The following is a 20,858-nucleotide window of genomic DNA, read 5'->3' as shown; positions in this document are numbered from 1 at the left end:
GGAACGATCACGGGCGGTGATCAGCCCTCATCCCCCTCATCATCATCCCCACCATCGACCTTCATACCCAGCTCCTTGATTTTGCGAGTCAGGGTATTGCGGCCCCAGCCCAGCAGCACGGCGGCGTCGCGACGGCGGCCGGCTGTGTGCTTCAAGGCGGTCTCGATCATGATCCGCTCGAAGGCCGGCACGGCGCTGTCCAGCAGGTTCGATTGGCCGCGTGCCAGGGCCTGGTCGGCCCATTGGCGCAACGCTTGTTCCCAGTTGGTGACCGGCGCCGAATCCTGCGGCAGGCTCAACAGCTCCGGCGGCAGGTCGCTGATATGCACTTCGCGCCCGGACGCCATCACGGTGATCCAGCGGCAGGTGTTCTCCAGCTGGCGCACGTTACCCGGCCACGGCAGGTTCTTCAGGTATTCCTCTGTCTCGCTTTTCAGCAGCTTCGGCTCAACCGCCAGCTCTTGGGCGGCGCGGCTGAGGAAGTGGCGGGCGAGGGTCGGAATGTCTTCGCGGCGGTCCGACATGCGTGGAATGTGGATGCGGATCACATTGAGGCGGTGGAACAAATCCTCACGGAATTTGCCCGCGTGCACCAGGGTTTCCAGGTTCTGGTGGGTCGCGGCGATGATGCGCACGTCGACCTTGACCGGCGTGTGCCCGCCGACGCGGTAGAACTCACCGTCCGCCAATACGCGCAGCAAGCGGGTTTGGGTGTCGGCCGGCATGTCGCCGATCTCATCGAGGAACAGCGTGCCGCCGTCCGCCTGTTCAAAACGACCGCGACGCAGGTTGGCTGCACCGGTGAACGCGCCTTTCTCATGGCCGAATAGCTCGGACTCCATCAAGTCCTTCGGAATCGCCGCCATGTTCAGTGCGATAAACGGCGAGGCCGCCCGTGGGCTGTGACGGTGCAGGGCGTGGGCTACCAGCTCTTTACCGGTACCCGACTCGCCGTTGATCAGCACGGTGATGTTGGAGTGGCTCAAGCGTCCGATGGCGCGAAACACTTCCTGCATCGCCGGGGCTTCGCCGATGATTTCCGGGGTCCGGGTCAGCGTCGGCGGGGCTTCCTGGCTTTGCTGTTCCTGGGCGTGCTGGTTGGCGCGCTTGACCAGCGCTACCGCCTCGTCCACATCGAACGGCTTGGGCAGGTATTCAAACGCGCCGCCCTGATAGGACGCGACAGCGCTGTCCAGGTCGGAGTGCGCGGTCATGATGATCACCGGCAGGCGTGGGTGCTGTTCGCGAATCCGCGCCAGCAAGTCCAGGCCACTGGCGCCGGGCATGCGGATGTCGGAAATGATCACGTCCGGCTGCTGGCGAGCCAGGCGGCTCATCACCCCGTCGGCGCTGTCGAAGCTCTGGGTGGTCATGCCTTCCTGTTGCAAGGCTTTCTCGAGGACCCAGCGGATAGAACGGTCGTCATCGACGATCCAGACAGTTTCACTACGGCTCATGTCGATGGGGCTCCTTGTTCCAGAGGCAGAAAGATCGAGAAGGTGGTGTGGCCAGGATGGCTCTCACATTCGATCAGACCCTGGTGCTGGCTGATGATGTTCTGGGTAATGGCCAGGCCCAGCCCGGTACCGTCCGGACGGCCGCTGACCATGGGAAAGAAAATGGTTTCCTGGAGTTCCGCAGGAATGCCTGGGCCGTTGTCGATGATCTCGACCTTGGTCACCAGGCGATGGCGCACGTGGCCGATGGTGAACTGGCGCAAGGCGCGGGTGCGCAGGCTGATGCGCCCCAGGCGCAGCTCGTTCTGGCTGCTGATGGCCTGCATGGCGTTGCGCACGATGTTGAGCACGGCCTGGATCATTTGCTCGCGGTCGATCAACACGTCGGGAATGCTTGGGTCGTAGTCGCGCACCAAGGTGATGCAGCCTTGGCTTTCGGCCTCGACCAACTGGCAGACGCGCTCAAGTACCTCGTGCACATTGGTCATCGCCAGCGACGGCAGCTTGTTGGAGCCGAGCATACGGTCCACCAGGTTGCGCAGGCGGTCGGCTTCTTCAATGATGACGTTGGTGTAGTCCTTGAGGTGCTCGTCCGGCAGCTCTCGAGCGAGCAATTGCGCGGCGCCGCGAATCCCGCCGAGCGGGTTTTTGATCTCGTGGGCCAGCCCGCGCACCAGCATCTTGCTGGTTTCCTGTTTGGACAATTGCGCTTCTTCTTTGGTGATGCGCAGCAGGCGGTCGCGGGGGTGCACTTCGAGCAGCAGCAGGGTGGCGCCGTTGCTCAGGATTGGGGTCACGGCGTAGTCGACGGTCAGGGTCTGGCCGGTGAGGGCCGTGAGCATCGCCTCGCGCTTGGTGAACGGATGTGCCTGCTCCACTGCCTGGCGCAGCGAGCTCAAGGCTTCGGCCGACTCGGTGAACAATTCGCTGATGAACTGCCCATGGCTGCGCTGGCCGCTGATGGCCAGGAGCATCTCCGCCGCCGGGTTCATATACTCAAGACGCAGATCGTCATTGAGCAGGATGGTCGCGGTGGTCAGGTTGTCGAGTAACAAACGGTGCAGTGCATCGCTGATGGTCATCAGGACCTCTTTTGGAGCAAGGCGCGGGCTTGAGGCACACGCTGATACAAGGAAAATGCAAAAACCAAACCAAGGCTCCGAAAAGAAGCGCGAAAGCCTTGAAATGGGTGTTTCAGGCGCGAAACTGTGGCGTTCTGCCAGCTTGCTCGGGAAGAATCGAACCAAAATGGGCTGGGAAGGTGGGAAGAGTGCAGGCTGTCGCACCAATATAGTGCGGTTTTGTGACGATTGTTCAGGAAAGCGTGGAGGGCGCATCTGAATGCCCGCAATCCAAATGTGGGAGCGAGCAAGACCGCTCCCACAGTTTTGATTGGGTTTGCAGTCTTTAACCTTTGTAGATGCACAGCTCGGCAGTGGCGCGGATCATCGCGAGCTGGCGCGTCGGGTCATTCAGCGGCTCATGAACGGCTGCGGCCAGCCACTGGGGGCACTGCGGGTCGGTGCGCTGCGGGGTGAAGTCGGCCAGTTGCTGGAGCAGACGCTTTTGCAGTTGGTCCAGCTGCGGGCGAATTTGCTTTACCAGATCCGGGCGCGGGTCGTCGGGCGCTTGGCCTTGGAACTGCCAGTCGGAAAGGTGGGTGTATTGCACCAGTTTATTGGCCTCGATCTGCGCCGAAAAAAATTGCTCGGCAGCGGCGGGGTCCAATTTGTAAGTGAGCGCCTGGGCGACGACGCTGGCAATCACTTCCTGTTCCCGTTTCTTGTCTTCTACGGGCTTGTGGCTGTCCCATTTGCTCAGGGCCACCTGGTCGGCGATGGCCAGGCGTTCGGCGATGCTGTTGAGCAGGGGCTCCAGGGTGGGCGGTGCAGCGAGTGCGCTGCCGCTGACAAACAACAAAGCGTATGCAAGTCGTAGCTTCAAAGGTGATCTCCTGTGGGGCGGCGGTGGGCAGTGTGTCAGTCAATACAACAGGTGCCTGATGCCGCGCAATCGCGGGCAAACCTTCTGCAGCATTTTTTAAAAACTCCGGACAAAAAAAGACCTCCCGAAGGAGGTCTTTTTTCATCACGCCACGTTAAGCGGCGCTACCGGATCAGCAGCTGTAGTACAGCTCGTATTCCAGTGGGTGTACGAAGGTGCGTACTTTGATTTCTTCTTCGCTTTTCAGCTCGATGTAGGCATCGATGAAGTCGTCGCTGAATACGCCGCCTTTGGTCAGGAACGCACGGCCCTTGTCCAGCTCTTCCAGGGCTTCTTTCAGGCTGCCGCACACTTGTGGGATCTCTTTGGCCTCTTCAGGCGGCAGGTCGTACAAGTTTTTGTCGGCGGCGTCGCCAGGGTGGATCTTGTTCTGGATACCGTCCAGGCCAGCCATTACCAGGGCTGCGAAGGCCAGGTACGGGTTGGCTGCCGGGTCCGGGAAGCGAGCTTCGATACGGCGAGCGCGAGGGCTGGACACGTAAGGAATACGGATCGAGGCGGAACGGTTACGGGCCGAGTAGGCCAGCATTACCGGTGCTTCGAAACCTGGGACCAGACGCTTGTAGGAGTTGGTCGCTGGGTTGGTGAAGCCGTTCAGGGCCTTACCGTGCTTGATGATACCGCCGATGAAGTACAGGGCAGTGTCGGACAGGCCGGCATAACCTTCGCCGGCGAAGGTGTTCTTGCCATCTTTAGCGATGGACAGGTGAACGTGCATACCCGAACCGTTATCGCCGTACAGAGGCTTAGGCATGAAGGTAGCGGTACGGCCGTAGGCATCAGCCACGTTGTGTACGCAGTACTTCAGGGTCTGAACTTCGTCAGCCTTGGCAACCAGGGTGTTGAACTTCACACCGATTTCGTTCTGGCCGGCAGTCGCCACTTCGTGGTGGTGAACTTCGATGACAAGGCCCATTTCTTCCATGGCGTTGCACATGGAGGTACGGATTTCGTGGTCGTGGTCGAATGGCGGAACTGGGAAGTAGCCACCTTTGACGCCTGGACGGTGGCCTTTGTTGCCGCCTTCCACGTCCTGGTCGGACATCCACGAACCTTGTTCGGAGTAGATTTTGAACATGGAGCCGGAGATGTCGGACTTGAACTTGACCGAATCAAAGATGAAGAATTCTGGCTCAGGGCCTACGAATACGGTGTCGCCGATACCGGTCGATTTCAGGTATTCCTCGGCACGCTTGGCGATCGCACGTGGGTCACGGTCGTAGCCTTGCATGGTCGAAGGTTCGATCACGTCGCAGACGATGATCAGAGTTGGGTCTTCGGTGAAAGGGTCGAGAACGGCAGTGCTGTCGTCCGGCATCAGGATCATGTCGGAAGCTTCGATGCCTTTCCAGCCGGCAATGGAGGAGCCGTCGAACATCTTGCCTTCTTCAAAGAAAGCGTCATCCAGAGCATCACGAGCCGGCATGGTCACGTGGTGCTGAGTACCTTTGGTGTCCGTGAAGCGCAGATCAATCCATTTAACGTCATGATCTTTGATGAGTTGAACCGACTTCGACATGGTGTCCTCCGGGTGGCTTCGGGCTGGGTAGTGGAGTTAGCCCTTAGAATGTGGGTGATGCCGGCGCGAATACTCGACCAAGGCAACCTGCCTCACAAGAGAGCAAATTGCATGCCAGTGCGCCAACATGGCCTTTTTGCCTCAAAATGGCCCCTATAAAGGTGCAATCCGTTGAAACGGAATAAATAACGCACTGCAATGTAGCGTCATTTTGTGCAAATGACCTGTTTTGGTGCGCATTGAGTGCGATGCATATTAACTGGTTAAACCTTGAGCGATTTCCGCTATAATCCGCGCCCCCCTTTTTCAGCAGGCCCGGCGCGCGCTGTTTCCATGAAATTAATCGTAAAAGTCTTCCCCGAGATCACCATCAAAAGCCGACCGGTACGGACGCGTTTCATCCGTCAATTGGCGAAGAACATCCGTGCCGTGCTCCGCGATCTGGACCCGGCTGTGGTGGTGAACGGTGTGTGGGATAACCTCGAGCTGGAAACCCGTATCACCGACGCCAAAGCCTTGAAGGACATGACCGAGCGCCTGAGCTGCATGCCGGGCATCGCGCATTTCCTGCAGGTGGATGAGTACCCGCTGGGCGACTTCGACGACATCACCGAGAAGTGCAAGCAGCACTACGGCAGTGCGCTGGAGGGGAAGATTTTTTCGGTGCGTTGCAAGCGTGCCGGCAAGCACACCTTCAGCTCCATGGATGTCGAAAAATACGTCGGCAGCAAGCTGCGTCGCGAGTGCGGCGCCGCCGGAATTTCCCTGAAAGCGCCGCAAATTGAAGTGCGCATGGAAATTCGCGACCAACGGTTGTTTGTGATCCACAGCCAGCACAACAGCATCGGCGGCTACCCCTTGGGCGCCCTGGAACAGACCCTGGTACTGATGTCCGGCGGTTTCGATTCCACGGTTGCCGCTTACCAGATCATGCGCCGCGGCCTGATGAGCCACTTCTGCTTCTTTAATCTGGGCGGGCGCGCACATGAATTGGGCGTGATGGAAGTCGCGCACTTCATCTGGAAGAAGTACGGCAGCTCCCAGCGCGTGTTATTTGTCAGTGTGCCGTTTGAAGAAGTGCTCGGCGAAATTCTCGGCAAAGTCGATAACAGTCATATGGGCGTGGTATTGAAGCGTATGATGTTGCGCGCCGCGTCCAGGATCGCCGACCAGTTGCAGATTGACGCGCTGGTGACCGGTGAAGCGATTTCCCAGGTGTCCAGCCAGACGCTGCCGAACCTGTCGCTGATCGACTGTGTGACCGAAAAGCTGGTGCTGCGCCCGCTGATCGCCAGTCACAAGCAGGACATCATCGACTTGGCCGAGGAAATCGGCACGGCGGATTTTGCCAAGCACATGCCTGAATATTGCGGGGTCATCTCGGTGAACCCCAAGACCCACGCCAAGCGCAACCGCGTGGAGTACGAAGAACAACAGTTCGACATGGCGATTCTGGAGCGTGCGCTCGAGAACGCCAAAATGGTGCCGATCGATCGTGTAATCGACGAATTGGGCCAGGATGTGAAAATCGAAGAAGTCAGCGAAGCCCTGGCGGGTCAGATCGTCGTCGACATCCGTCACCCGGATGCTGCTGAAGATGAGCCGCTGGAAATCGCTGGCATCGACGTGCAAACGCTGCCGTTCTACGCACTGAACGCGCGTTTCAAGGAACTGGATAACAGCCGTCAGTACCTGCTGTATTGCGACAAAGGCGTGATGAGTCGCCTGCATGCCCACCATTTGCTCAGTGAGGGGCATGCCAATGTGCGCGTTTATCGACCGAGCTAAGAGCCCGGGGCTGTTTGCCTGTGGCCTGCGTCACCGGCCCCCCGACTCTGCCGTCAAGCTGTAACGGCAAGGCCTGACTCTACTGTTAATCGCTGCCACGACCTGTCAGCACACCGAATCCTCTGATCGAGATACACAAGTGATCGAAAATCTACGTAACATCGCCATCATTGCTCACGTTGACCATGGTAAAACCACCCTGGTAGACAAACTCCTGCGTCAATCCGGCACCCTGGAGCGCAACGAGCTCAACGACGAGCGCGTGATGGACTCCAACGACCAGGAAAAAGAGCGCGGTATTACCATCCTGGCTAAAAACACCGCTATCAACTGGAACGGCTACCACATCAACATCGTGGATACCCCGGGCCACGCCGACTTCGGCGGCGAAGTTGAACGTGTAATGTCGATGGTTGACTCCGTTCTGCTGCTGGTTGATGCCCAAGACGGCCCTATGCCGCAAACCCGTTTCGTGACCAAGAAGGCTTTCGAAGCCGGCCTGCGTCCGATCGTGTGCATCAACAAGGTTGACCGTCCAGGCGCGCGTCCGGACTGGGTTCTGGACCAGATCTTCGACCTGTTCGACAACCTGGGTGCTACCGAAGAACAGCTGGACTTCAAAGTCGTCTACGCCTCGGCCCTGAACGGCATTGCCGGTCTGGAACACACCGACATGGCTGAAGACATGACCCCGCTGTACCAGTCGATCGTCGACAACGTACCTGCGCCGAAAGTTGACCGTGAAGGCCCGTTCCAGATGCAAATCTCGGCACTGGACTACAACAGCTTCCTGGGCGTTATCGGTGTTGGCCGTATCGCTCGTGGTAGCGTCAAGCCGAACACTCCAGTTGTCGCCATCGGCGCCGACGGCAAGAAACGCAACGGTCGTATCCTGAAGCTGATGGGTCACCACGGTCTGCACCGTATCGACGTTGAAGAAGCTTTCGCAGGCGACATCGTATGCGTGAGCGGTATGGACTCGTTGTTCATCTCCGACACCCTGTGCCAGCCGGACAACGTCGAGGCGATGAAGCCTCTGACCGTTGACGAGCCAACCGTTTCCATGACCTTCCAGGTAAACGACTCGCCTTTCTGCGGTAAAGAAGGCAAGTTCGTGACTTCCCGTAACATCAAGGAACGTCTGGACAAAGAGCTGCTGTACAACGTTGCACTGCGCGTTGAAGAAGGCGACTCGGCTGACAAGTTCAAAGTTTCCGGCCGTGGTGAGCTGCACCTCTCGGTACTGATCGAAACCATGCGTCGCGAAGGCTTCGAAATGGGCGTTGGTCGTCCAGAAGTGATCATCCGTCAGGTTGACGGCGTGAAGCAGGAACCGTTCGAAAACGTCACCATCGACACCCCGGAAGAATCCCAGGGCAAGGTGATGGAAGAGATGGGTCTGCGTAAAGGCGACCTGACCAACATGGTGCCGGATGGCAAAGGCCGTGTGCGTCTGGAATACAACATCCCTGCTCGTGGTCTGATCGGTTTCCGTAACCAGTTCCTGACCCTGACCAACGGTGCTGGCATCCTGACCTCGATCTTCGATCGCTACGACACCATGAAGTCCGGCGACATGTCCGGCCGTCAGAACGGTGTTCTGGTATCGGTAGAAACCGGTAAGGCACTGACCTACTCCCTGGAAACTCTGCAGGCGCGTGGCAAGCTGTTCGTTGAACACGGTCAAGAGATCTACAACGGTCAGATCGTTGGTCTGAACAGCCGTGACAACGACATGGGCGTCAACCCAACCAAAGGCAAGAAGCTCGACAACATGCGTGCTTCGGGTAAAGACGAAACCATCGCCCTGGTTCCACCTGTTCGCTTCACCCTGGAACAGGCTCTGGAATTCATCCAGGACGACGAGCTGTGCGAAGTGACGCCGAAGTCCATTCGTCTGCGTAAGAAGATCCTGGACGAAGGCGAGCGTACCCGCGCTGCCAAGAAAGCCAAGAACTGAGTTAACTCAGGCTGAATGAAAAACGCCCCCGGTCGAAAGGCCGGGGGCGTTTTTTTATGCCTGATCGTTCCCACGCTCTGCGTGGGAATGCCTCATGGGACGCTCCGCGTCCCGCTTTCAAGAGCGGACGCAGAGCGTCCAGGGCTGCATTCCCACGCAGAGCGTGGGAACGATCGGATCAGAACTTATCGAGGGTCTTGAACTTGGTCTCGCGCACCACTTCCTTCGGCTTGTACGCGCAATACCCTGGGCGCGGCCCGATTTTCGGGTGGTTGCGGCAGGTATCCGGGCGCTTGTCATAAATAGTGCAGAAGCGGGTCTTACGATCCAGGTACAGGCAGTCGTTGTTGCTCATGCGCTGCAGGGTAAAAATTTCGGATTTGGAATTGAAGCGCTCGACGATGCCTTCTTTCTGCAAACGCTTGGCGATGTTCTTCGGCGGGTCGCCGAGCTCGAACTCATCGACGATGCCAATGCGGATCAGGTCCTTGATCTTCACTTCGACCGGCAGCGTGCAGCAGCTGGACACGCAGCCACCGCACATATGCGCGGAATATTTCTGCCACGTTTCAAGTCGGTCGAGTTCCGCGGCGGCGATCAGTTGAGGCTTCATCAGGGTTCCAAAAGGTGGGGCTGTATCCGGGCGCGCGATCATACCGGGATTGGTGATTTTTTGAACAATATTTTCTGGGTTTCAGCCAAAAGGTGCGCGTGAGTGAAAAGCAGGCACGGCCAATGCATTAAAACCACGCAACCCTGAATGAGTTAAAAAACTGCCGAACCAGAGCGTCTACCGTCTGTCAGACCGACTAGGCTCTAGCAACTCCTTCAATCTCGCCCGAGGTCGCATCGATGTCTCAGGAACCGCTTGCACGAGAAGCAGAGGTAGCCGCATTTCGCGATGCCGTCTTGACCAAACTCACCTACGCGGTGGGCAAGGACCCGGATCACGCCTTCGACCATGACTGGTTCGAAGCCATTGCCCTGGCCGCGCGCGACCAGATGGTCGACCACTGGATGAACCATACGCGGCACATCTACCGCAAAGGTCAGAAGCGGGTTTATTACCTCTCCCTGGAATTCCTTATCGGCCGTTTGCTCTACGACAGCCTGAGCAATCTCGGCTTGCTGGAGATCGCCCGCGAAGCGCTGGTGGAGCTGGGCGTCGACCTGGAGCGCATCCGCCTGCTGGAGCCCGACGCGGCGCTCGGCAATGGTGGCTTGGGCCGCCTGGCCGCGTGCTTTATGGAAAGCATGTCGACCTTGGGCATTGCCGGCCATGGTTATGGCATCCGTTATGAGCACGGCTTATTTCGCCAGGCGATTGTCGATGGCTGGCAACAGGAGCAGACCGAGCGCTGGCTGGATTTCGGCAACCCATGGGAGTTCGAGCGAGCCGAAGTGATTTACCCGATTGGCTTTGGCGGCAGCGTCGAAACCCTGGCGGACGCCTCCGGCAAGATGATTCAGGTGTGGACGCCCGGTGAAACCGTGCGCGCCGTCGCCTATGACACCCCGGTGGTCGGCTGGCGCGGTGCTAGCGTCAACACCCTGCGCCTTTGGCGTGCACGGGCGGTGGAAGACCTGCACCTGGAGCGCTTCAACGCCGGTGACCATTTGGGCGCCGTAGCCGAAGTGGCCCGTGCCGAAAGCATCTCGCGGGTGCTTTACCCGGCCGACAGCACCGAAGCGGGGCAGGAATTGCGCCTGCGCCAGGAGTACTTCTTCGTCGCAGCCTCCTTGCAAGACCTGCTGCGCCGCCACAAGAATATGCACGGTTCGGTGCTGAGCCTGGGCGAGCACGCCGCCATCCAGCTCAACGATACCCACCCGTCCATTGCCGTGGCCGAGTTGATGCGCCAACTGGTGGACTTGCACGACATCCCTTGGGAAGCCGCGTGGGATGTCACGGTTGAAACCCTTTCCTACACTAACCACACCCTGTTGCCCGAAGCCTTGGAAACCTGGCCTGTCGGCCTGATGGAACGCATGCTGCCTCGGCACATGCAGATCATCTACCTGATCAACGCTCAGCACATCGACTCGCTGCGCGCCAAGGGCATTCATGACTTCGACGTATTGCGTGCCGTGTCGCTGATCGAAGAAGACAACGGCCGCCGCGTGCGCATGGGTAACCTGGCGTTCCTCGGCTCCCATAGCGTCAACGGCGTGTCCGGTTTGCACACCCAACTGATGCGCAGCACGGTGTTCTCCGAGTTGCACAAGCTGTACCCGCAGCGCATCAACAACAAAACCAACGGCATCACCTTCCGCCGCTGGCTGTACCAGGCCAATCCCAAGCTCACCGAGATGCTGGTAGAAGCGCTGGGCCCGGACATTCTCGACACCATGGAAACCCGCCTGACGGAGTTGGAAACCTTCGCCGAGAAACAGGCGTTCCGCAAAGCCTTCGCCGATCAGCGCCTGCACAGTAAACGTGCGCTGGCGGACATCATCCATGAGCGCCTGGGTATTTCGGTCAACCCGGCGGCGATGTTCGATGTGCAGGTCAAGCGTATCCACGAGTACAAGCGCCAACTGCTGAACCTGCTGCACACCGTGGCGCTGTACCAGGCGATCCGTGCTGAGCCTGGCACCGACTGGGTGCCTCGGGTGAAGATTTTCTCCGGCAAGGCGGCGGCCAGTTATCACCAGGCCAAGCTGATCATCAAACTGACCAACGACATCGCCCGCACCGTCAACAACGACCCGACCGTACGCGGTTTGCTCAAGGTGGTGTTTTTGCCCAACTACAACGTCAGCCTGGCGGAAAGCATTATTCCAGCGGCGGATTTGTCGGAGCAGATTTCCACCGCCGGCTTTGAAGCCTCGGGCACCAGCAATATGAAGTTCGGCCTCAACGGCGCGCTGACCATCGGCACCATGGACGGCGCCAACGTGGAGATGCACGAGCGTGTGGGTGCCGAGCACATGTTTATCTTCGGCCTCAGCGCCCAGCAGGTGGAAGCCCGCAAGCATGCCGGCGAATTCAACGCCGGGCCGGATATTGCTGCGTCCCATCGCCTCAACGATGTGCTGCAAGCAATTCGGGGTGGGGTGTTCTCGCCGGATGACCCGGGCCGTTATGTGGGGTTGATCGACGGGTTGATTGATTACGACCGCTTCTTGGTGTGTGCCGACTTCGATTCCTACTGGGACGCCCAGGCCGCGGTCGAAAAACATTGGCACGACTCTAAGGCGTGGTGGCGGTCGGCGGTGCTCAACACGGCGCGCATGGGTTGGTTCTCGTCCGACCGGACTATCCGTGAGTACGCGACCGAGATCTGGAAAGCCCTCGACTAAACACCGCAGATCCAAAATGTGGGAGTAGGCTTGCTCGCGAATGCTGTGTGTCAGTTAACGAATATGTCGACTGATACACCGCATTCGCGGGCAAGCCCGCTCCCACATTGCTCCCGCGTCGATATACTAGGCCTCGGTTTGCCCGCTTCGGGCTGCTTAGGGATATCGACCATGCAATGGATTTTCATGCTGATTGGCCTGGCGCTCGGCTGGACACTCGATGAGTCGCTCATGGAGGCCGGTTTCGGCGCGCTGCTGGGGTTGGGCATTGGCCAGGCGATTCGCTTGTCGATGCTGTCGACTCAAGCGAATCAGCAGGGTCGTCAGTTGGAGGCCGCGCAGAAGGCGTTGAAAGCGCTGGAGCAACGCCTGGCACAACTGGAAACCTCCGAACCAGAGCCTGCGCCGCTGGCGCGCGGTGTGTTTGTCGGCCCCGCCATTGCGCAATCCCCCGTCGTTGAACCTGGACCTGAGGCTAAGGCGCCCGATCTTGTCTGGGAACTGCCTGCCGAATTGATACCCGCACCGGTTGCCATGGAAACCGAGCCGAGCCAGCCGCTGCCGGCTGATGTCTGGGCGCCTGCCCCGACCCCGCGCCCTACGGAACCTGCTGTCCCCCGTGGCCCCAACTTCATCGAACGGGCTATCAGCGGCGCGCGCAATTGGCTGTTTGGCGGCAATACCGTGTTGCGGGTCGGTGTGGTGTTGTTGTTCCTCGGCCTGGCCTTCCTGCTGCGCTATGCCACCGAAGGCATGGTGGTACCGATTGAACTGCGTTATGCAGGCGTTGCCGCTGCCGCAGTGGGCCTGTTGGGTCTGGGTTGGTGGCTGCGGCTGCGTAACAGCAATTACGGTTTGATGCTGCAAGGCACCGGTATTGCCGTGTTGTACCTGACGGTGTTCGCCGCGATGCGCCTGCATCCGCTGATCGATCCGGGTGCCGCTCTGGGCTTGTTGGTGGCGGTCACAGTATTTTCCGCGATTCTGGCGATCACCCAGGATGCGTTGGGGTTGGCTTGCGCGGCGGCGCTGGGCGGCTTTGCGGCGCCGATCCTTACCTCCACCGGCGCGGGTAACCATGTGGCGCTATTCAGCTACTTTGCCCTGCTCAACGCCGGCATCCTCGGCATCGCCTGGTTCAAGGCCTGGCGCTTGCTCAACCTGATCGGGTTTGTCGGCACCTTCGGCATCGGTTTCGCTTGGGGCATGCGCTCCTATACGCCGGAGTTGCTGTGGAGCACCGAGCCGTTCCTGATTGTGTTTTTCCTGATGTACCTGGCCATCGGCCTGTTGTTCGCCCGGCGCAAATTGCTGGAGATGAGCGATGCACCCGAAGATGACAGCCGTGGCGCGTTGCTGCGTTGGTCGGCGGCCAAAGGCGATTATGTCGATGGCAGTATGTTGTTCGGGCCACCGCTGGTGGGCTTTGGATTGCAGTTCGCGTTGGTTCAGCACATGGAGTTCGCTGCGGCGTTCAGTGCGCTGGGCCTGGGCATTATCTATATGGGCCTGGCGCGGTTGCTGAGTGGCGGGCGCGCCTTGCTGCTGGCGGAAACCTGCCTGGCGCTGGGCGTGATCTTTGCCAGTCTCGCTATCCCGCTGGGTCTCGATGCCCGCTGGACCGCTGCTGCCTGGGCCGTTGAAGGCGCCGGGATCTTCTGGCTCGGTTTGCGTCAGCAGCGGCCGTTGGCGCGAGCATTCGGCTTATTGTTGCAGTTGGGCTCGGCGCTGGCATTCCTCAGCGAGCTACGCGTTGGCGAACGCACCTTGCTCGACGGTGCGCCATTGGGCGCGTTGCTGCTGGGCGCGGCGTTACTGTTCAGCTTCCATCAACTGCGCAAGGCGCCGACCGAACAGGCGGCGGATTGGGAGCGCCAAGGCTTGCCGGTGCTGGCGAGTCTCGGTTTGGGCTTTTTGTACCTGCTCGCACCGTTACTGTTGCTGACCCAAGGCACTGCCATCAGTTGGGCAATCGCCGGTCTGGTGACCCTGTTTGTCGGCCTGCGTATCGGCTCTCGCACCTTCCTGTTCAGCGCGTTCGCCGTGCAGTTGTTGGGCGGTGCGTTGTTCCTGTTGCGCTTGCAAGGGGGTGAAGGAGGGGCGGTATTCAGTGCCGGTTGGACCGGCTTGCTGACCGCTTCCCTGATCGGCTTGGCGTTGGTCGGCGGCATGTTGCTGGCTGCGCGCGACGATATGGTGCGCAGCGATGTACGCCTGCTGCGCGGGTTGTCGGTGGTGCTGCTCGCGGGCTTGGCATTGATCAATCTGGCCGTGCTGTTTGTACTGCCATGGGAGAGTGCGAGCGGCGTGTGGGCGGCCAGTGGGTTGTTGATCATCTGGCTGAGCCTGTACCTGCAACAGCGCGTCAGTTTTGTGTTTGGCTTGCTGCTGCAACTGATCGGCGGCGGCTCGTTCTTGCTCGCGGTGCCGGAGTTGTTGGGGCCGTTGACCGGCGAGGGCCTGCGCCCATTGGCGCACAGCGGTTTCTGGACGCCAATGGTGCTCGGCCTGGCCGCCTTGGTCGGCGCCTGGCGCTTGCAGCGTGAGCCACATGCTCCGGTGTTTGCCGTGTTGCAACTGCAACGCCTGTCCGACCTGTTGCTGGTGTGGGGGGCGGCATGGTGGGCGTTGGCGTTGATCAGTGAAGTGCTGCGGTTTATTCCTGATGAGTTGCAAGGGCAGTGCCTGCTGGCGATCGCGGCGGTGAGCGTGGCGATCTGGGCGTTGTTGGCCGAACGCTTGCGTTGGGCGTCGATGGGCATGCTGTGCACCTTGCTGATGCCGGCGGCGGGGTTGGTATTGCTGGTATCTGCCCACGCGTATTACCACCCGGCGGCGCAGTTCGGTTGGCTGGCCTGGTTGGCGGTGTTTGGGGTGCATTTCATCTCGTTGCGTCGTTTGGCGACGGTGGTTCCCGCCAAAGTGCTGAGCGTGGCACACGTGCTGGGCTGCTGGATGCTGATCGGTGTGTTGGCGCTGGAGCTGCGTTACGGCTTGTTGTTGCTGTCGAGCGAGTACAACGCCTGGCGCTGGTTGGGTTGGGCGATTCTGCCGAGTGTCTATTTGGTGCTGGCCGCCGCGCCGCGCAGTTGGCCATGGCCTGTGTCGGCTTACCCGCGTGAATACCGCGTGCTGGCGGCGCTGCCATTGGCGGTGTTGATGCTTGGTTGGTTCTGGCTGGCGAATATTTTCAGCGATGGCACGGCCAAGCCACTGCCGTATGTGCCGCTGCTTAACCCGTTGGATCTGGGCCTGCTGTTTGCGCTGCTGGGTGTGTATTTGTGGTCGCGCAGCGTGGCGCCACAGCGTGGGCCGCGTGCTGAGCTGGTCGCCCAAGGTGTCGCAGGTGTTTCGCTGTTTGCCTTCTTTACTGCGTTGGTGATGCGCGCGGCTCATCATTGGGGCGACGTGCCGTTTCATCTGGATGCGCTATTGGAATCCATGCTGGTACAGGCCAGTTTGTCGATTGTCTGGACCCTGATCGCCCTCGGTCTGATGATCGGCGGCCACCTGCGCCATCGTCGCGAAGTGTGGCTGATCGGTGCCGCGTTGATTGCGGTGGTGGTCGCCAAGCTGTTCTTTGTCGAGCTGAGCAACCGTGGTGGCCTGGCGCGGATCGTGTCGTTTATCGGCGTGGGCGGGTTGCTGCTGGTGGTGGGTTACTTTGCACCGCTGCCGCCGAAACGTGCCGAACCTGTGATTGAAACTGAGGGAGCGTCTTCTTGATGGGCAAGCTGAGTCTGAGCGGGTGGGCGGTATGGCTGGTGTGTTCGGCGGTATACGCGCAGGAAGGTCCGGCTGACTTCACCACGCAAGTGCCGCTGGCCGTGAGTGGCAGCGGCCCTTGGTATCGGCTGGAGCTGCCCTTGGCGGTGCAATTGAGTGCACGCCAGGCTGATCTCAGCGACGTGCGCGTGTTCAACGCTGCCGGCGAGCAGCAGGCCTATGCGCTATCCCGTCAATCGGCGCAACGCTCCGAGAACCGAAACGTTACTGACGTGAAGTGGTTTCCGCTGTACGCCGTCGACACGCAGGCCGCGTTGCCTGGCGTGGTGATGAAGTCCACGTCTGAAGGCACGTTGCTGGAAGTGCGCCCATCCACCAAGGCGGGCAAGCAAGTGCTGCGTGGCTGGGTGCTGGACGCCAGCGCGATCAAGGCGCCTTTGCAGCAACTGAGCCTGGATTGGAGCCGCGAAAGAGACGGCTTCCAGCGTTTCAGCATTGAAGCCAGTGATGACCTGCAACACTGGGAGTCTTGGGGCGACGGCCAGGTAGCGCGCCTGTCGTTTGCCGACGAGCGGGTCGAGCAACATGATGTGAGCCTGCCGGGGCAATCGGCGCGTTACCTGCGCCTGGTGTGGCAAGGCCAGGAGGCGCCTTTGCTGACCTCGGCCAAGCTGGTGAGCGCCATCAGCAGCAGTTTGCCGATGCCACTGGTGTGGTCGCAGCCGTTGGCCGGTGCGCGGCTCAAGGCCGGGGAATACAGTTGGCAGTTGCCTACAGGACTGAATGTCGAGCGCTTGCGTATCGAGTTGAAGCAGCCGAACACGCTGGCGCCGGTGACCTTGTCGGGGCGTCGGGAAGCCAATCAAGCCTGGCAGCCGCTGAGCAATGGCTTGCTCTACCGCCTGACCCAGAACGGCCAGGATGTGGTGCAAGACGAACTGCAACTGCCCGGTGTAACCGTTGCTGAACTCAAATTGCAGGTAGATGAACGCGGTGGTGGCCTGGGTGTAGAAGCGCCGGCGCTGCGCTTTGCCGTGCGCTCCACGCAGTTGGTGTTCCTGGCGCGGGGTGAGCCGCCGTTCACCCTGGCATTGGGTAATGCGTCGGTGAAAGCTGCCAATCTGCCGTTATCCACCCTGATCCCCGACTACAGCACCGAGCGTCTGAAGACGTTGGGCCAGGCCAAAGTCGCGGGGGAGGCAGTGGTGAAAGCTCTCGCCGTTGCCACATCGCCTGAGGTTGGCCCCAACTGGAAGAAACTCGGCCTGTGGGCCGTGCTTCTGCTGGGTGTGGCGGCACTGGGGGCCATGGCCTACAGTTTGTTGCGCAAGCCACAGGTCAAACCGTGAACTCTGTTGGCGTTAAATCCTCTGATTAGAGGAAATAACCCTCGACTCGCGTTAAACTGCGCGGGTTTTTAAGCCCCCCATTTTCCGGAGCCTTCCATGTCCCGCGTTACCCTGAGTCGCTATTTGATCGAGCAGACCCGCAGCAACAACACGCCTGCCGATCTGCGCTTCCTTATCGAAGTGGTGGCGCGTGCTTGCAAGGAAATCAGCCACGCCGTGTCCAAAGGCGCACTGGGTGGTGTCCTGGGCAGCATGGGCACTGAAAACGTCCAAGGTGAAGTGCAGAAGAAGCTCGACGTGATCTCCAACGAGATCCTGCTCGAAGCCAACGAATGGGGCGGTCACCTGGCCGGCATGGCGTCCGAAGAAATGGACAATGCCTACCAGATCCCGGGTAAATACCCGAAAGGCGCCTACCTGCTGGTGTTTGACCCACTGGACGGTTCGTCCAACATCGACATCAACGCACCGGTCGGCACCATCTTCTCCGTACTGCGTTGCCCGAACGAATACCTGAGCCAGAACGAAGCCCTGAACGAAAAGGCCTTCCTGCAGCCAGGCACCGAGCAGGTGGCTGCCGGTTACGCAATCTACGGCCCACAGACCATGCTGGTGCTGACCCTGGGCGACGGCGTCAAAGGCTTCACCCTGGACCGTGAAATGGGCAGCTTCGTACTGACCCACGAAGACATCACCATTCCTGCCTCCACCCAGGAATTCGCGATCAACATGTCCAACCAGCGTCACTGGGAAGAACCCGTCACCCGCTACGTGGGCGAGCTGATGGCCGGCGAGGAAGGCCCGTTGAAGAAAAACTTCAACATGCGCTGGGTCGCCGCGATGGTGGCCGATGTGCACCGTATCCTGACCCGTGGTGGCCTGTTCATGTACCCACGTGACAGCCGCGAGCCGTCCAAACCGGGCAAACTGCGCCTGATGTACGAAGCCAACCCGATGTCGTTCCTGGTTGAGCAGGCGGGCGGTGCGTCCACCGACGGCCACCAGCGTATCCTCGACATCCAGCCGGAAGGCCTGCACCAGCGTGTGGCGGTATTCCTGGGTTCGAAGGAAGAAGTTGAGCGTGTGACGGCTTATCACAAGAAGTAAGTCTGTGCGATAAGTGGCCGGCGTTGTTGTGAGCCGGTTCACCCTTAAAAAAGCCCCGAAACGTTTCAGCGTTTTCGGGGCTTTTTTGTTTTTGCTTGTCGGGAACCAGACACCCCTTTTCCCTTCTAAGCTTCTGGCAGACACCCCAGCTGCTTCTTCTCTCCAGGAGTTTTTCCATGTCGTTACGCCGTCTCGCTTTGCTGGCTTTTTGCGTGCTATTGGCCGCTTGCAGCAAGGTCAACCAAGAAAATTACGCGAAGCTCTCGGCTGGCATGGCCAAGGCTGAGGTGGAGTCGTTGCTGGGCAAGCCGAGCGATTGTTCCGGCGCACTGGGCATGTCCAGTTGCACCTGGGGCGATAAAAACAGCTTTATCAGCGTGCAGTACGCCGGTGACAAAGTTCTGATGTTTTCCGGGCAAGGCCTGAAGTAAACCGGGGCGCGAGCCTACGGGAGAAAAAGAATGATGCGTTTTGTTTTATACCTTTGTGCCAGCCTGTTTTTGGCGGGCTGCGCCAGCCATTCTGGCGATGATCTGCAACCCAAGACAGCCGGCAACGTCAACCTCAAGCGTTACCAGGGCACCTGGTATGAGTTGGCCCGATTGCCGATGTACTTCCAGCGCAATTGCGCGCAGTCCGAAGCCCGTTATACCTTGCTGCCTGATGGCGACATGTCGGTGTTCAACCGCTGCCTGACGACCGAATGGAAATGGGAAGAGGCCAAGGGCACGGCCACGCCGCAAGTGTCCGGCAAGACCGACAAGCTCTGGGTGGAATTCAATAACTGGTTTACGTCGCTGCTGCCGGGCGTCGCCAAGGGCGATTACTGGGTGTTGTACGTCAGCGATGACTACAAGACCGCCATCGTCGGCAGCCCGAACCGGCGCTATATGTGGTTGTTGTCCCGGACCCCGACGGTCAGCGCCGATACCCTCGAAGACCTGCAAAGCAGGGCGCGTCAGCAGGGTTATGACACGACTCGTTTGATCTGGCGTACGTCGGACAAGCAGATGGCCAAAACCTCGCAGTAATTTTGCGATCGCCGCCAATCAAAATGTGGGAGCTGGCTTGCCTGCGATGGCATCAACTCGGTGTACCTGATGTACCGAGGTAACTGCATCGCAGGCAAGCCCGCTCCCACATTTGTTATGTGTTGCCTGTTAGCCCAGCAGATCTCTCAATACTTGAGTGAACGCCCGGCTGCTTTCTTCCTCGCCAGCATGGCGCCCATCCCGCACCACCCACTTTCCGTTTACCAGCACATCGCGGACCTGCCGATCACCACCGGCGAACAACCAACGATTGAGAATCCCATCCTCGGTCGCCGTCGCCAGGTAGGGATCGTTGCCATCCAGCACCAGCCAGTCTGCGCGCTTGCCCACTTCCAACCGACCAATTGGCTGGCCCAGCGCCTGGGCACCACCGTCCAGCGCGGCATCGAACAGCGTGCGGCCGACCATCGGCTGATCACTGCGATACAGGCGATTTCGCCGCTGATCACGCAGGCGTTGGCCGTATTCCAGCCAGCGCAGTTCTTCCACCACGCTCAGTGATACATGGCTGTCGGAGCCGATACCCATACGCCCACCTTGGGCGAGGAAATCCACCGCCGGGAAAATCCCGTCGCCCAGGTTGGCTTCAGTGGTCAGGCACAAACCGGCAATTGCGCGGCTCTTGGCCATGCGCGTCACTTCTTCGGGGTTGGCGTGAGTGGCGTGTACCAGGCACCAACGCTCATCGACATCGACGTTGTCATACAGCCATTGCAGCGGACGTTTGCCGCTCCAGGCCAGGCAGTCGTCGACTTCTTTCTGCTGCTCGGCGATGTGGATGTGCACCGGGCAAGCCTTGTCGCTGGCGGCCAGGACTTCATTGATTTGTTGCGGCGTGACGGCGCGCAGGGAGTGGAAGCACAGGCCCAACTGCTGCGTCGGTTGCGCGGCGAGGATTGGCTTGAGTTGCGCTTGCAGCTCCAGATAGTTTTCAGTGCTGTTGATAAACCGTCGCTGGCCTTCATTCGCAGGCTGGCCACCAAACCCGGAGTGGGTGTAGAGCACCGGCAGCAGCGTCAGGCCGATACCACTGCTGGCGGCTGCCTGGCTGATTTGTCGCGACAACTCAGTGCGGTCGGCATACGGCTGGCCGCTGACGTCGTGGTGCACGTAATGAAATTCGGCCACCGAGGTGTAGCCGGCCTTGAGCATCTCGATATACAGCTGGCGCGCGATGACGTGCAGTTGGTCGGGACTGATCTTGCCGACCATGCGGTACATCAAGTCGCGCCAGGTCCAGAAGCTGTCATTCGGGTTGCCGGCCACTTCGGCCAAACCGGCCATGGCGCGTTGGAACGCATGGGAGTGCAGATTCGGCATGCCCGCCAACACCGGGCCTCTGAGCCGTTCGGCGCCGTCTGCACTGGCATTGGGTTCAACGTGGGTCAGCAGGCCGTCGGCGCTGACTTCAAAGCGTACATCGTTGGCCCATCCATTAGGCAGCAGCGCGCGTTCGGCAAAGAAAGCGGACATGATCAAGGCACCCCGGTCGTGTGTTTATTTGTATATACATATACAGACGTTTGCCTGCTCGGTAAACTCCGGCAATCTATGCATCTTTTCAACCTGCAAGGATTCCCTGTGCCGACTCCG

General features: G+C 59.7%; 14 protein-coding genes. 8 read left to right on the top strand and 6 right to left on the bottom strand.

Features of this window, described 5'->3' with window-relative positions:
• Positions 1–20: 20 nt before the first annotated feature.
• From ntrC to glnA, 4 genes are all read right to left on the bottom strand, one after another.
• Positions 21–1,457, bottom strand: coding sequence for a nitrogen regulation protein NR(I) (gene ntrC, locus BFL40_RS02780; protein ID WP_071482613.1), 1,437 nt, complete (start codon positions 1,455–1,457; stop codon positions 21–23).
• Positions 1,454–2,539: a nitrogen regulation protein NR(II) gene (gene glnL, locus BFL40_RS02775; protein WP_024072896.1), complete on the bottom strand. Its 1,086-nt coding sequence runs from the start codon at positions 2,537–2,539 to the stop codon at positions 1,454–1,456. Before glnL ends, ntrC begins: the two co-directional genes overlap by 4 nt.
• Positions 2,540–2,864: 325 nt before the next feature.
• Complete coding sequence (locus BFL40_RS02770; protein ID WP_071482614.1) at positions 2,865–3,401, bottom strand: chorismate mutase; 537 nt, start codon at positions 3,399–3,401, stop codon at positions 2,865–2,867.
• Positions 3,402–3,573: 172 nt separating this feature from the next.
• On the bottom strand, positions 3,574–4,980 hold the full coding sequence (gene glnA / locus BFL40_RS02765) for a glutamate--ammonia ligase (protein ID WP_071482615.1): 1,407 nt from the start codon (positions 4,978–4,980) through the stop codon (positions 3,574–3,576).
• A 333-nt stretch (positions 4,981–5,313) separates the two neighbouring features.
• Between glnA and thiI the strand changes: the two genes are divergently transcribed.
• Entirely contained in the window at positions 5,314–6,768 is a 1,455-nt protein-coding gene (thiI, locus tag BFL40_RS02760) for a tRNA uracil 4-sulfurtransferase ThiI (RefSeq protein WP_071482616.1), read from the top strand.
• 139 nt (positions 6,769–6,907) lie between these two features.
• Complete coding sequence (gene typA, locus BFL40_RS02755; RefSeq protein ID WP_003217997.1) at positions 6,908–8,728, top strand: translational GTPase TypA; 1,821 nt, start codon at positions 6,908–6,910, stop codon at positions 8,726–8,728.
• Between the two features lie 178 nt (positions 8,729–8,906).
• On the opposite strand, the gene BFL40_RS02750 is transcribed toward typA, so the two are convergent.
• A complete protein-coding gene (locus tag BFL40_RS02750) occupies positions 8,907–9,341 on the bottom strand; it encodes a YkgJ family cysteine cluster protein (RefSeq protein WP_071482617.1) in 435 nt (144 codons plus the stop codon).
• Positions 9,342–9,580: 239 nt separating this feature from the next.
• On the opposite strand from BFL40_RS02750, the gene BFL40_RS02745 reads away from it, so the two are divergent.
• The 6 genes from BFL40_RS02745 (at position 9,581) to BFL40_RS02720 (ending at position 19,244) form a co-directional block, all read left to right on the top strand.
• On the top strand, positions 9,581–12,031 hold the full coding sequence (locus tag BFL40_RS02745; protein ID WP_071482618.1) for a glycogen/starch/alpha-glucan phosphorylase: 2,451 nt from the start codon (positions 9,581–9,583) through the stop codon (positions 12,029–12,031).
• 171 nt (positions 12,032–12,202) lie between these two features.
• Positions 12,203–15,757 carry a DUF2339 domain-containing protein gene (locus BFL40_RS02740; RefSeq protein ID WP_071482619.1) on the top strand — a complete coding sequence of 1,185 codons (3,555 nt, stop codon included), beginning with the start codon at positions 12,203–12,205 and terminating at the stop codon, positions 15,755–15,757.
• Positions 15,757–17,106, top strand: coding sequence for a DUF3999 domain-containing protein (locus BFL40_RS02735; RefSeq protein ID WP_071482620.1), 1,350 nt, complete (start codon positions 15,757–15,759; stop codon positions 17,104–17,106). Before BFL40_RS02740 ends, BFL40_RS02735 begins: the two co-directional genes overlap by 1 nt.
• Before the next feature lie 96 nt (positions 17,107–17,202).
• Positions 17,203–18,213 carry a class 1 fructose-bisphosphatase gene (locus BFL40_RS02730; RefSeq protein ID WP_003237460.1) on the top strand — a complete coding sequence of 337 codons (1,011 nt, stop codon included), beginning with the start codon at positions 17,203–17,205 and terminating at the stop codon, positions 18,211–18,213.
• A gap of 176 nt (positions 18,214–18,389) precedes the next feature.
• Positions 18,390–18,644 carry a hypothetical protein gene (locus BFL40_RS02725; RefSeq protein ID WP_071482621.1) on the top strand — a complete coding sequence of 85 codons (255 nt, stop codon included), beginning with the start codon at positions 18,390–18,392 and terminating at the stop codon, positions 18,642–18,644.
• Positions 18,645–18,674: 30 nt separating this feature from the next.
• Positions 18,675–19,244 carry a lipocalin family protein gene (locus tag BFL40_RS02720; protein ID WP_071482622.1) on the top strand — a complete coding sequence of 190 codons (570 nt, stop codon included), beginning with the start codon at positions 18,675–18,677 and terminating at the stop codon, positions 19,242–19,244.
• A 129-nt stretch (positions 19,245–19,373) separates the two neighbouring features.
• On the opposite strand, the gene BFL40_RS02715 is transcribed toward BFL40_RS02720, so the two are convergent.
• Complete coding sequence (locus BFL40_RS02715) at positions 19,374–20,738, bottom strand: formimidoylglutamate deiminase (protein ID WP_071482623.1); 1,365 nt, start codon at positions 20,736–20,738, stop codon at positions 19,374–19,376.
• Positions 20,739–20,858: the final 120 nt, after the last annotated feature.

This window comes from Pseudomonas costantinii, assembly GCF_001870435.1.
Taxonomy (GTDB): Bacteria; Pseudomonadota; Gammaproteobacteria; order Pseudomonadales; family Pseudomonadaceae; genus Aquipseudomonas; species Aquipseudomonas costantinii.
This window is presented reverse-complemented; position numbering and strand designations above follow the sequence as displayed.

Excerpts from the sequence above, each read along its gene's own strand:
- ntrC (WP_071482613.1), bottom strand. The coding sequence starts at position 1,457 with ATGAGCCGTAGTGAAACTGTCTGGATCGTCGATGACGACCGTTCTATC.
- glnL (WP_024072896.1), bottom strand. The coding sequence starts at position 2,539 with ATGACCATCAGCGATGCACTGCACCGTTTGTTACTCGACAACCTGACC.
- glnA (WP_071482615.1), bottom strand. The coding sequence starts at position 4,980 with ATGTCGAAGTCGGTTCAACTCATCAAAGATCATGACGTTAAATGGATT.
- thiI (WP_071482616.1), top strand. The coding sequence starts at position 5,314 with ATGAAATTAATCGTAAAAGTCTTCCCCGAGATCACCATCAAAAGCCGA.
- BFL40_RS02750 (WP_071482617.1), bottom strand. The coding sequence starts at position 9,341 with ATGAAGCCTCAACTGATCGCCGCCGCGGAACTCGACCGACTTGAAACG.
- BFL40_RS02745 (WP_071482618.1), top strand. The coding sequence starts at position 9,581 with ATGTCTCAGGAACCGCTTGCACGAGAAGCAGAGGTAGCCGCATTTCGC.
- BFL40_RS02740 (WP_071482619.1), top strand. The coding sequence starts at position 12,203 with ATGCAATGGATTTTCATGCTGATTGGCCTGGCGCTCGGCTGGACACTC.
- BFL40_RS02735 (WP_071482620.1), top strand. The coding sequence starts at position 15,757 with ATGGGCAAGCTGAGTCTGAGCGGGTGGGCGGTATGGCTGGTGTGTTCG.
- BFL40_RS02730 (WP_003237460.1), top strand. The coding sequence starts at position 17,203 with ATGTCCCGCGTTACCCTGAGTCGCTATTTGATCGAGCAGACCCGCAGC.
- BFL40_RS02725 (WP_071482621.1), top strand. The coding sequence starts at position 18,390 with ATGTCGTTACGCCGTCTCGCTTTGCTGGCTTTTTGCGTGCTATTGGCC.
- BFL40_RS02720 (WP_071482622.1), top strand. The coding sequence starts at position 18,675 with ATGATGCGTTTTGTTTTATACCTTTGTGCCAGCCTGTTTTTGGCGGGC.
- BFL40_RS02715 (WP_071482623.1), bottom strand. The coding sequence starts at position 20,738 with ATGTCCGCTTTCTTTGCCGAACGCGCGCTGCTGCCTAATGGATGGGCC.